The sequence below is a fragment of the Streptomyces sp. NPDC091280 genome, assembly GCF_044768565.1.
Classification (GTDB): domain Bacteria; phylum Actinomycetota; class Actinomycetes; order Streptomycetales; family Streptomycetaceae; genus Streptomyces.
Window position 1 is genome coordinate 65900 of the sequence record NZ_JBIVUZ010000026.1, and the last position, 11036, is coordinate 76935.

Annotated in this window: 11 protein-coding genes; 5 read left to right on the plus strand and 6 right to left on the minus strand. The window is 69.9% G+C overall.

The window, feature by feature from the left end:
* The first annotated feature begins 70 nt into the window (after positions 1-70).
* A complete protein-coding gene (locus ACIQPR_RS47485) occupies positions 71-946 on the plus strand; it encodes a LysR family transcriptional regulator (RefSeq protein WP_403663501.1) in 876 nt (291 codons plus the stop codon).
* Between the two features lie 30 nt (positions 947-976).
* Here ACIQPR_RS47485 and ACIQPR_RS47490 read toward each other — a convergent pair whose 3' ends face one another.
* Genes ACIQPR_RS47490 through ACIQPR_RS47510 form a run of 5 tightly spaced genes read right to left on the minus strand, consistent with a single transcriptional unit; the run spans position 977 to position 4981 of the window.
* Positions 977-2224: a pyridoxal phosphate-dependent aminotransferase gene (locus ACIQPR_RS47490; protein ID WP_403663504.1), complete on the minus strand. Its 1248-nt coding sequence runs from the start codon at positions 2222-2224 to the stop codon at positions 977-979.
* A 25-nt stretch (positions 2225-2249) separates the two neighbouring features.
* Positions 2250-3059 (minus strand): alpha/beta fold hydrolase, encoded by an 810-nt coding sequence (locus ACIQPR_RS47495; RefSeq protein WP_403663506.1) that lies wholly within the window; start codon positions 3057-3059, stop codon positions 2250-2252.
* A gap of 10 nt (positions 3060-3069) precedes the next feature.
* Complete coding sequence (locus ACIQPR_RS47500; protein ID WP_403663509.1) at positions 3070-3666, minus strand: RraA family protein; 597 nt, start codon at positions 3664-3666, stop codon at positions 3070-3072.
* Complete coding sequence (locus ACIQPR_RS47505) at positions 3663-4322, minus strand: RraA family protein (RefSeq protein WP_403663511.1); 660 nt, start codon at positions 4320-4322, stop codon at positions 3663-3665. The genes ACIQPR_RS47500 and ACIQPR_RS47505 overlap by 4 nt, the downstream gene beginning before the upstream one ends.
* Positions 4319-4981, minus strand: coding sequence for an RraA family protein (locus ACIQPR_RS47510; RefSeq protein ID WP_403663514.1), 663 nt, complete (start codon positions 4979-4981; stop codon positions 4319-4321). The genes ACIQPR_RS47505 and ACIQPR_RS47510 overlap by 4 nt, the downstream gene beginning before the upstream one ends.
* Positions 4982-5072: 91 nt before the next feature.
* On the opposite strand from ACIQPR_RS47510, the gene ACIQPR_RS47515 reads away from it, so the two are divergent.
* A complete protein-coding gene (locus ACIQPR_RS47515) occupies positions 5073-5999 on the plus strand; it encodes a LysR family transcriptional regulator (RefSeq protein ID WP_403663517.1) in 927 nt (308 codons plus the stop codon).
* 56 nt (positions 6000-6055) lie between these two features.
* Here ACIQPR_RS47515 and ACIQPR_RS47520 read toward each other — a convergent pair whose 3' ends face one another.
* Positions 6056-6367, minus strand: coding sequence for a hypothetical protein (locus ACIQPR_RS47520; protein ID WP_403663520.1), 312 nt, complete (start codon positions 6365-6367; stop codon positions 6056-6058).
* A 308-nt stretch (positions 6368-6675) separates the two neighbouring features.
* Between ACIQPR_RS47520 and ACIQPR_RS47525 the strand changes: the two genes are divergently transcribed.
* The 3 genes from ACIQPR_RS47525 (at position 6676) to ACIQPR_RS47535 (ending at position 10891) form a co-directional block, all read left to right on the plus strand.
* Positions 6676-7350 carry a hypothetical protein gene (locus ACIQPR_RS47525; RefSeq protein WP_403663523.1) on the plus strand — a complete coding sequence of 225 codons (675 nt, stop codon included), beginning with the start codon at positions 6676-6678 and terminating at the stop codon, positions 7348-7350.
* A gap of 647 nt (positions 7351-7997) precedes the next feature.
* Positions 7998-10691 carry a class IV lanthionine synthetase LanL gene (lanL, locus tag ACIQPR_RS47530; RefSeq protein WP_403663526.1) on the plus strand — a complete coding sequence of 898 codons (2694 nt, stop codon included), beginning with the start codon at positions 7998-8000 and terminating at the stop codon, positions 10689-10691.
* A 44-nt stretch (positions 10692-10735) separates the two neighbouring features.
* The gene (locus ACIQPR_RS47535; RefSeq protein ID WP_329550510.1) at positions 10736-10891 is read left to right on the plus strand and encodes a VenA family class IV lanthipeptide; all 156 of its coding nucleotides are present in this window, start codon (positions 10736-10738) and stop codon (positions 10889-10891) included.
* Positions 10892-11036: the final 145 nt, after the last annotated feature.

Genomic DNA, 11036 nt, shown 5'->3' on the forward strand with positions numbered 1-11036 from the left:
CGGCACGCTATGAGCATCTTCCGCCACACAGAACCCCTTGATTCAAGGGTGCTGGCCATAGGGTTCACCTATGGCCATGGAACTCGGGGACCTGCGTGTCTTCGTCGCTGCCGCCTCCGCCGGCTCGCTGTCCGCCGCGGCGCGTGAGCTACGTCTCGCGCAGCCGTCCGTCAGTGAACGGCTGCGTCGGCTGGAACGACTCGTCGGCCGGCCGCTGCTCGACCGGTCGAACCGAGGAGTGTCACTGACCCCTGCCGGAGAACGCCTTCTGCCCCACGCGCAGCGGTGTCTCGACATGGCGGCCCGGGCCCTGGACATCGCCCGAGAGGACGACACCCAGGGAACCCTGCACCTGACCACCCACGCCACCTACGCGCCGCTGGCCGTCCCCTTCGTCATCGGGGCGCTCCAGCCGCTCAGGTACGCGGTCGTGGTCGACGACCGGCACAGCCCCAGTGCCCTGCGACGCGTGGCCGCGGGTACGACCGACATCGCCGTCACACTGCCGGCACCGCACGCCCCCGAGGTGCTGCTGCGCGAGTTCCGCAGCGAGCAGGTCGTCGCGGTCTGCCATCCGCGGCATCCGCTCGCCGAGCGCCCCTGTGACATCCTCCGGCTGAGCAGCCACCCCCTCGCCGTCAACCTCTGGGGCAGCGGAGCGGACCTCTTCCACGAACAACTCCTGGACGCCCCCAGCCGCGCGCACCAGCTGTACCGGATCAGCTCCGCCGAGACCGCAGCCGATCTCGCGCGTTCCGGACAGGCCGTCGCCGTCCTCACCCGTGCCACGGTCGACCGTGACCTCGCCGACTGCAGTCTGGTCGAACTGGACGTGATCGACATGCCCGAGTGGCACGTTGACCTGATGGTGGCCCATCACCGCGAACGTGCCGACGAGCCCGCGATCGCCGCCGTGATCAACGCCTTGGACCATCTCCGACCCTGACCCAGCACCGTCGTGGACACCGGAACGTGCTCAGCCGCGCGTCCGAGCGCACCACCAGCCTTGCCCTTGTGCAGGTGAACGGGGACGCCGGCTCCGCCGTTCCTGGCGCGCCTGGTCGGCGGGGCCGTGTTCGGTGCGGAGCCGGTTGAGTGAGTGGCTGAGTCGGGTGATGCCTTCGTCCAGGGTGTCGAAGTCGGCGGCGAAGGAGATCCGCAGGTGTCCCTCGCCGCTCGGGCCGAACTCGCGCCCGGCACGTACGGCGACACCGTCCTGGAGGAGCAGCTGGACCAGGTCCGCGGAGGGCAGGGCGACGTCGTAGCGGGCGAATGAGTAGAACGCGCCCTCGGGTTCTTCGGCGTACAGGACGTCCATGGCTGCCAGGCGTTCGGTCACGTGGTCGCGGCGTTCCTGGTAGGCCCGCAGCATGGGAGCGGCGAGGGCGGGGCCGAGGCGCAGGGCGGTGAGCGCGGCGCGCTGGACGGCGCTGTTGACCGAGAAGTTGAAGGTGCGGTGCACGTGACGGATCGCGGCCGTGATGTCCGCCGGGGCGAGCGCGTAGCCCAGACGCCAGCCGGTCATGGCGTACGTCTTGGAGAGCGTGTTGCAGTAGATCAGCCGTTCCCGCAGGGACTCGACGGCAAGACAGGAGACGAACTCCACGCCGTCGTAGACGAGTTCGGAGTACGCCTCGTCGACGAGGACGAGTGTGTCGGTGCCCGCGAGGAGTTCGCCCAGTGCGTGCAGTTGTCGGGGCGGGAGTACGGAGCCGGTGGGGTTGGACGGATTGCACAGGACGATCATGCGCGCGCCCGGGAGCACGGCGGACAGGGCGTCCAGGTCCAGGTGGTGGTCGTCGGTCAGCGGGACCAGGACTGGTTCACCGCCTGCGAGGCGTACGGCGTCGGGGTAGAGGGAGTAGGCGGGTTCGGGGATCACGACACGGTCGCCCGGATCGAGGACGGCCAGCATGGTGGCGGTGATGGCCGCGGAGCCGCCGTGGCTGACCAGCACCTCGCGCTCGGCGTACGGCTCGGACGCCAGCTGCGTCGCCGACTCCGCTATGAGCGTGCGGAGTTCGGGGTCGCCGTTGATGTCGCCGTAGTGCGTGTGACCGTCGCGCAGGGCCTGGTGAAGGGCCTCGGTGATCGGCTGCGGGGTGGGGAAGTCGGGTTCTCCCTGGGCCAGGAACGCGGTTCCGGGCGGCGGGGGTGCCGGGGCGGGGCGCAGGGAGGAGCGCCGGACACGGGTGAGGGCCCGGGACGGGCTGAAGGGATGCATGGGTGGGCCTTGGAGATCGGCGTGGTCAGGTGTCGCTGTGGGACTGGAAGTCGGCGATGCGCTGCCACATCGCGACCGCGTTGGCGTACATCGGCCAGTGCCCGCTGCGCGGGATCTGCGCCAACTCGACGCCGTGCGCGGCGAGTTCGGGCAGGTAGGACAGGTGGGCGTTCTGCTCGCCGTACATGAACATGCGTGGGAAGGGCAGGGTGAGGAACTTCGTCAACAGGTCGCCGTGGTCGGACAGGTCGACCATCGACTCGAAGATGCCGCGCACCGCTTCCCGGCGGACCTTGTGCCGGACACTCGCCGCGTACAGGGCGCTGGAGAACTCGGTGGAGCGGTGGGCCCGTGCGCTGAGGCCGTCGAAGAAGTCCTCGTCCTCCTCGGCGGGGTGGGTGGTGATCTGCCGGCTCAGGAAGCAGTCCTCGGGGGCGAGGTTGCCCTCGATGTCGACGAAGCTCAGAACGCGGCCCGGCTCCTGGTGCGCCAGCATGAGCGCGGTCAGGCCGCCCATGGAGTGGCCCACCACATGGAAGCGTTCGATGCCGGCGTGCTCCAGTACGGTCCTGGCGGTGTCGGCCAGGAACGGGATCGAGATCTTCGAGAGGTCGGCGCACATCGTCTCGCCGCAGCCGGGGGCGTCGTAGGCGAGAAACGGGTGACCGGCGAAGGCGGGCTGGTGGAGGAAGTCGGTGTAGTCCTCCTTCGTCGAGCCGAAGCCGTGGAGGAAGATGACCGGGGACAGTGTGCCACCGCGCCGCACGGTGGCCGCGACGTCCAGGTCGACGCCGTCGACGCGCAGTTTCAGCACGTCGTTGGTGAACTCGCTCATCGTTCTCTCCTCACCCCAGGCGGTAGTACTCAAGGGTGGTCACGCCGGAGCGGATGGCTGTCAGGGCCCGCTGCTCGGCGGCGACCCGTTCGTCCGACTGGTCCAGGGTCTTGGCCACCGTTTCGGCGGGTACGACGACCACGCCGTCCGCGTCGCCGACGACCAGGTCGCCGGGCCGTACGACGACACCGCCGACGCGGACCGGGACGCCGAAGGTGCCGGGGTGGTCCTTGCCGGTGCCGACCACGGTGACGTGGCGGGCGAAGACCGGGAAGTCGATGCCGGCCTGCTCGGCGGTGTCGCGGACGCCGCCGTCCACGACCAGTCCGAGGATGCCGCGCTGCTGGGCGGCGACGGCGAGGATCTCGCCCCAGTGGCCGTGCGCGGCGTTCTGGAGGTCGACGACGAGGACGCTGCCGGCGGGGGCTTGTGCGACCGCGCGGTGCAGGGCGAGGTTGTCGCCGCCGATGCCCCGCACGGTGAACGCGGGGCCGGCTGCGCGGGCGCCCGGCCAGGCGGGGCGCAGGCCCGGGTCGCAGGCGAGGGCGGCCCCTGAGGACGCTTCGAACAGGGTGGCGGTGCTGTGGCCGCGCGCTGCGTCGCTCATGACTCGCTCCGGGTCTGAAGGGTGTGGTAACCGAACTTCGTGCGCGCCTCGCGCAGGGTGCTGCCGGTGCCGGCGGCGTCGACGATGTCGGACTCGACCTGCTCGATGCGCTCGGCGATGGCGGTGACCCGCCCGGCCTCGGCGGCGGGGACGACGAGCACACCGTCGGCGTCGGCGGCGATCAGGTCGCCGGGGCGTATCCCGACGCCGTTGACGGTCACCGGTTCGCCCACCGCGAGCAGACGGACCCGGTCCTTCCCGGTACGCATGAACCGGCCTCGGCTGAACAGCGGGTAGTTCTGCCGCAGCGAGGCCGACACGTCCCGGCACACACCGTTGATCACGGTGCCCGCGATCCCGCGGTGGGCGGCGACCTCGGTCATGATGCCGCCCCAGACGGTGACGTCCGTGCGGCCGTCGTTGTCGATGACGATCACCGAGCCCGGGGGCACGTCGTCGAGGAAGTCGCCGACCGTTGCGGGAGTGCCGTCGACGGGCGCGTAGCGGACGGTGAAGGCCGGGCCGGCCGCGCGGAAGTCGTTCGCGAGCGGAGTCAGGCCGTGCAGGGCGCCCTCGACGCCGACGCGGTCGAGCGCGTCGGAGAGCGCCGCGGTGGGCAGGACACGGATCCGGTCGACGATGCTCACTTGGCTCACTTGTCTTCCTTTCCGGCCAGGCGGGCATCCCACATGGCCTGCGGTAGCGGCACGCCCGCGCGGACCTCCGCCTCGATCGCCGCTTCCCGGTCGGCGACGGCCTGTGCCGCCTTGAGCACGTCGGCGGCGCGCTCGCGCGGGACGACCACGACGCCGCCCTCGTCCGCGAGCACCACATCGCCGGGATTCACGGTCACCACTCCTACGGTGATCGGCTCGCCGGCCGACTTCTGCCGCAGCCGGCCCCGAGCGGTCGCCGGTATCTGGGCGCGGGCATAGACGGGGAAGGCGAGTTCGCGGGCCTGGCCCACGTCCCGGCAGGCACCGTCGGTGATCACACCCCGGACTCCGCGCACGGACGCGCCGACACTGACGATGCCGCCCCAGGAGGAGACATCAGTACGGCCGCCATTGGCCACGACGACGACGTCCAGCGGGCCGACTTCGGCGACCGTGCCGGTGAGGATGTGCGCGCCGCCGTGCTCGCCGGTCAGCGGCTCCAGTTCGATGGTCCGCGCGAACCCGGCCACCTTGGGCCGGCCCCACATGGGCCGCAGTCCGCCCTGGCCGGGAGGAAGACCGAGACTGTCGAGAGCGTCGGACACCGCGGCCGTGTCCAGGGCTGTGAACTGCGCCAACAGGGCTGCATCAGCTGTCATGCCTTCCAGCGAAACCACCCTGATCCATATAGTGAAGGTCTGAATTCCTCTCTGATCGATATGTGTAGCGACTGATGGACGGGAGCGACCGATGATCGAGGTGCGTCAGGCCCGCTACTTCCTGGCCGTCGCGGAAACCCTCCACTTCGGACGCGCCGCGGAACAGCTCGGCATGTCCCAGCCGCCGCTCAGCCAGGCGATCCAGCAACTGGAACGGCAGCTCGGCGCGCGACTGTTCGACCGCACCGGGCGCAGGGTCCAACTCACCGAGACGGGACGGGCGTTCGCGCAGGAGTGCCGCAAACTTGTCGCGCAGGCGCAGCAGGCGCACGAGGTCGCCGCCCAGGCCGAGGCGGGGCTGATGGGCACCCTGCGGATGGGCGTGGTGACCTCGGCGCTCAGCGAGCCCCTCCTCGGCGCCCTCGCCGAGTTCCGCCGGACCCGCCCCCGTGTCGAGCTGCGCATCACTGAAGTGGATACGGGGACAGGGCAACAGGCCGTCGTGCGGCACGACATCGACATCGCCGTGATCCGCCCCAGCGCACCGGTCCGCGGCCTGCGGATGACGCCTTGGCGGCACGACCGCTTCGTGATCGCTCTACCGGAACGGCACCCTCTCGCGCAGGACACCGCCGAACCGGTCGACCTGTCCCGCTTCGCCGACGAGCCCTGGGTCTGGCTGAACCGTGAGGCGTCCCCCGACTACCACGACCAGCTCATGGCCGCCTGCCGCCGGGCCGGCTTCACCCCCGACGCGCGACACCTCGCCAACTCGATCCTGACCCAACTCGCCATGGTCGCCTGCGGCCTGGGCGTCACCCTCGTACCGAACGCGACCGCCGCGCGCACCTTCCAGCATCCCGCCGCCTACCGGCAGCTCACCGACCCGGCCGACCTCGTCGAACTCTCCCTCGTGACCCGGGCCGGCACCCGTGAACCCCTGGTCCAGGAGTTTCTGCGGATCGCGCGGGCCGCTCGACACGGCGCATCCGGGGCGGGCGGGAACGACGGCGCCTGAGGGGATGCCCTTCCTGTCCCTGGCTCGGTGACCAAAGACGTTTCATCCGCGACCTCTCAGCTGGTTGGGAGGTTGTGCTCGACTGCGGGATGGCTGTGGCGGGTCCGGGTGGCCTGCGGAGACGCGGAAGGCTGCCTGCTCCTCTGCCGGAGGTCATCGCCAGGTGCGAGGCGGTTGGCCTGTGCTTCAGCGGTATCGCGGGCGACCCCGATCCGGTTGCCCTGCGAGGTCTCGCCGAGTTCGTCGAACAGGGCAGGTTCCGGGTCCCCGTACAGGAGACGTTCCTGTTCGAGTGCGTCGTCGACCCGCACCGGTTGCTCGACGGCGGTCACCTCCAGGGCGAGCTCGTCCTCACTGTGTGATCCCACGTCGTGGGGCCTCGCGCACGCGGAGCCCCACTGAAGCCGCCGTTGCAGGCGTACTGGATGAGCTGCACTGCGTCGTCCGTGGACGTGCTCGACACGTCGAGGCACGTGCCGTTGTGGCGGGCCGTGAGGGTCTGCCAGGGGCCGCCCACGCCGTCGACCGTGCCAGCCGGCGGTGGAGGTGGCGAGCTGCGGGGTGCTGGCTGTCTGGTGTTGTGTGGGTTTAGCCTGCGGTGATGTGGGGGCGGGGATTGTCATGGGCCAGGAACAAGGCGTCTCTTGCGGTGCTGCGTCGTCGGCTCGATCGGGACGTGCGTCGTTCGCTGCGGAAGCTGCCGCCTGACCCGGTGGAGCCGCGGCTTGCCCGGCGCCGTGTGCGGTGGGGGCTGTGGATCGTGGGCGCGGCGTGGGTGACGGTCGTCCTCGCAGTTGTGGGGCTGATCCGGACCCATGTGGTGAAGGGGACGGACACCGGGATCGCCACCGGGGCCGGGTTCGTCGCTGGAGTGCTGGCATACCTGATCTGGCTCGGGGACGCGGCGACGGCGCACGTGTCCACCGTCGAGGGGAGACCGGTCCTGTCTGCCCGCACGCTCACCGGCGTCCGCACGGTGGAACTGGACGCGCTGGCCGGTGTCCGCCGGTTCACTGCGATCGGCTGGTCCGGCGGCACCATCGATGAGCTGCGCCTGCGGGACCGGCACGGGCTGCGCTTGACGATCGGCCATGACCCGCGGGCGGAGGACTCGATACGCTGCGCCGTCGTGAGAGCGGATGCCCGGCCCTCCGGTGCATTGGTCAAGGTGACCAGGCACGCCCGTAGCCGGCTGGGCCTGGATCCGCGGTCATCCGTTCCCGCCTTCGTGCACGTGCTCTTCGGTGTGTGGCTCACGATTGCGGCGCTCCTGCTGCCCGCGCTGGGCAGCTACACCGTCGCCTGTTTCCTGGCGGGAACCAGTGCATGGGCCTCGACATCAGGTCATTGACCGCAACCGACACCGAGGAGCATCCGCCTCGACCCGGGCGGGCGCCCACGCGACTCCGTCTCGGCACGTGAGCACGCATTACGCCTGGTGGTTGGTGTTGTTTTTTTGCGTGGTTGTGGTGTGTTTGTTGTTGGTGGGCTGGTTTTTGGGTATTCGGCTGCGGATGAGTTCTGTGAGGAAAGGGGGGCGGTTAGAGCCGGTCTGGCTGTCTCCGAACTCGGGTGTGGGGGATTGTGTGGCACTTTCTGTGGTGCTCGGTGGGTGTTCGCCACGAGCCTGGGGGTGTTGCTGTAGTGCGTGGTGGTGTGGGGGAGGGGTTTCGGGGGTGGTCGGTCGTCTGCTGTGCTGGCGTGGGTGGGGCGGGTGTATGCCCGTTTTTGTCTGTCTGGTGGATTGAAGTGATGCATTAAGCGTCAATTCCGAAGCGTATTGGTTAGGAGTGTTTGCTTTTATGGGCGCGGATGGCTATGTCATCGAACGGGTGATGTATTGTTTGTCCGTATCGGAATATGCGCCGTCTATATGCGCCGGTCCGCGCCACCTATCGCCTAGGTGATCCCGGGCGCTCGCTGAATCTCATTGTGCAGTTATTCCTACTGAAGGAATATTTCTCTCGGCGGTTCTCGCTGTCGGGAGGGGCACGCAGGATGAGTCATGTGGCCGAGGTCGGTCTGGAGAGTCTGCTCCGTCGTGCATTACAGGCCACGGGCACAGGTACGCGGTGGACCATTGACACCGAAGAGTTGTGGTGCCGTCTTACTCCCGAGTCCGGATTGCGGCGCCGGCAGGGGTGGAAACTGCATGTGTCCGCGACGTCCGTCTCCGCGCCGGAAGTCCTTGTAAGGGCGCTGGACGTGCTTCTGCCGGAGGATTCGGTTTTCAAGTTCGTGCGGTCGCTGGATCAGGTGGGTGCGCTGAATTCGCGTGCCACACCGCGGGGGAATGCCGGAAAGTTCATCACGGTGTATCCGTCGTCGGACGGTGATGCGGCGCGTCTGGCGTTGGCACTGCATGAGGCGACGGCGGGGCTGGCGGGTCCCCGGATCCTGTCGGACCAGCCCTACGCTCCGCAGAGTCTGGTGCATTACCGGTACGGCGCTTTCGTGGGGCGGCGGCGGTTGTCGGAGCAGGGGCTGCTGGTGTGGTTCATCGAGGATCCGGACGGCAATCCCGTGGAGGACAGGCGGACGGGGCAGTATGCGCCGCCCCCGTGGGCGGTCAGCCCTTTCCCCGCCTCGTTGCCGCTTCCGCCGCGGAAGGAGGAGGCGGGGCGCAGTCCGGTGGTGCTGGGCGGACGGTTCTCGGTGCGGGAGGCGATCCGGCACACGAACAAGGGCGGTGTCTACCGGGGTACCGACGTCACCACGGGCGGAGGTGTGGTGATCAAGGAGGCCCGGCCGCACGTCGAGGGTGACGAGTCGGGCTCGGATGTCCGTGACTGGCTGCGGACGGAGGCCAGGACGCTGGAGAAGCTCAAGGACACGGGACTGGCCCCGGAGCCGCTCGCGATGTTCGAGACGGGCGGGCACCTGTTCCTGGCCCAGGAGGAAGTTCCGGGCGTGCCCCTGCGCGTCTGGGTCGCCGAACGCTTCCGCGACATCGGCGGCGAGCGCTACCACGCCGAGGCGCTCGCCCAGGTCGCACGTCTGGCGGACCTGGTCTCGCAGGCCCATGCCCACGGCTGTGTCCTGCGGGACTTCACGCCCGGCAACGTCATGGTCCGCCCCGACGGTGAACTGCGCCTCATCGACCTGGAGCTCGCCGTCCTCGAAGGCGACATCGCGCTCCCGACACGAGTGGGGACGCCGGGTTTCAGCGCCCCCGAACGCCTGGTGGACGCCCCCGTCTCGCGCACGGCCGACTACTACAGCCTCGGCGCCACCGTGTGCTTCGTGCTCTGCGGGAAGGTGCCGAACCTGCTGCCCGAGGAGCCGGCCGACCGCCCCGCCGAAGAGCGCTTCGCCGAGTGGCTGGCCACCTGCGCCGGAACGACGGGCCTGCCGGACAACCTGACGCAGATGCTGCTCGGGCTGATGAGGGACGATCCCGACGCGCGCTGGGACTGCGCCAGGGCCCGTGCCGCTCTCCGGGAGACCGACATCGCGTCCGGGACGGAACCGGCACCACGGAAGAGTCTCGCGTCCTGGCCGGCCCAGGGATTCGAGCCGACCTCCATGGCGCAGGTCGAGGCCGCCGTCGCAGGGATGGTGAACCATCTCGTGGATTCGATGACCCGGGTCGACGACCGGCGGCTGTGGCCCGTGTCCCTGCTGGCCGGGGAGACCGACCCCTGCGTCGTCCAGCAGGGCGCGGCGGGTGTGCTGGCGGTCCTGACCCGGTACTTCGAGCTGACCGGTGATGAGCGTCTGCCGGAACTGATCTCCATTGCGGGCCGCTGGATTGCCGCGCGCAGTGGTCTGGACTCGATCCGTCCGGGTCTGCATTTCGGTGGCCGGGGTATCGCCTGGGCGCTGTACGACGCCGGACGGGCCATCGACAACCGTGCGCTCACCGACCATGCGCTGGCTCTGGCGCTGGCGCCGCTGGAGGTGACGCCCAGTCACGACATGACTCACGGCAGCGCGGGCAGCGGACTCGCCGCGGCCCACCTGTGGCACCGCACCGGCGATCCACGCCTGGCCGAGCTGGTGGCCGACGCGGCGGACCGGCTGGTTGTCGCCGCGCAGCCCGAGCCGTCCGGCGTCAGCTGGCCCGTCCCCGCGGAAGCGGTCTCCGAGGAGGCCGGCAAGCGTTATCTGGGTTTCGCGCACGGGACGGCGGGCATCGGCTCCTTCCTGCTCAACGCCGCCGCGATCTCTGGCAGTTCGCACCACCTTGAGGCGGCCCTGGCGGCGGGCGAGCATGTGGTGGCGCACGCCGTACAGGTCGGCGGGGCGGTTCAGTGGCCGTCCCAGGCCACGGACGTACCCACGGCCCCGTACTGGTGCCACGGCTCGGCGGGTATCGGGATCTTCCTGATCCGCCTCTGGCAGCGGACCGGGGACAAACGCTTCGAGGATCTCGCCCGCGGCGCCGCCCACGCGGTGGTCGAGCGGGCCTCACGCGCCGCCCTGGCCCAGTGTCATGGGCTGGCGGGGAACGGGGACTTCCTCCTCGACATGGCCGACGCCACCGGCGATCCCGTCTACCACGCCATGGCCGCGGACCTGGCCCGCCTCATCGTCTGCGAACGAGCCCACCGCGACAGCCACGTCGTCTTCCCCAACGAGTACGGCGATGTCTCGACGAGTTGGAGCGATGGCTCCGCGGGAATCCTCGCGTTCCTCCTGCGAACGCTCCACACAGGCCCCCGGCTCTGGTCCGTCCAGCAGCCGGGTTGAGCGACAGAAATCCCTGTCGCCACCGCTCACAGAAGGAGAATGTCATGGAGACCCAGGCCCTTGAACTGCTGGCCCACCTGCACGCCCTTCCGGAGACCGACCCGGTCGACTTCGACGGAGCCTCGTTCTCCGGGACGTGTGCGTGTGTCGGGCTGCTGACGATCCTGCAGACCGTCTGCGTGGGCGTCAGCTGCGCCTAGCCGAAACCCTCCGGCCGGCGGACGCCCTCGGGCGGCCCGCCGGCCGGAGCCGGAGCCGGAGCCGGAGCCGGAGCCGGAGCCGGAGCCGGAGCCGGAGCCGGAGCCGGAGCCGGAGCCGGAGCCGGAGCCGGAGCCGGAGCCGGAG

Bases quoted from the DNA above. Each gene is read 5' to 3' on its own strand.
- ACIQPR_RS47485 (WP_403663501.1), top strand. From the start codon at position 71: ATGGCCATGGAACTCGGGGACCTGCGTGTCTTCGTCGCTGCCGCCTCC.
- ACIQPR_RS47490 (WP_403663504.1), bottom strand. From the start codon at position 2,224: ATGCATCCCTTCAGCCCGTCCCGGGCCCTCACCCGTGTCCGGCGCTCC.
- ACIQPR_RS47495 (WP_403663506.1), bottom strand. From the start codon at position 3,059: ATGAGCGAGTTCACCAACGACGTGCTGAAACTGCGCGTCGACGGCGTC.
- ACIQPR_RS47500 (WP_403663509.1), bottom strand. From the start codon at position 3,666: ATGAGCGACGCAGCGCGCGGCCACAGCACCGCCACCCTGTTCGAAGCG.
- ACIQPR_RS47510 (WP_403663514.1), bottom strand. From the start codon at position 4,981: ATGACAGCTGATGCAGCCCTGTTGGCGCAGTTCACAGCCCTGGACACG.
- ACIQPR_RS47515 (WP_403663517.1), top strand. From the start codon at position 5,073: ATGATCGAGGTGCGTCAGGCCCGCTACTTCCTGGCCGTCGCGGAAACC.
- lanL (WP_403663526.1), top strand. From the start codon at position 7,998: ATGAGTCATGTGGCCGAGGTCGGTCTGGAGAGTCTGCTCCGTCGTGCA.
- ACIQPR_RS47535 (WP_329550510.1), top strand. From the start codon at position 10,736: ATGGAGACCCAGGCCCTTGAACTGCTGGCCCACCTGCACGCCCTTCCG.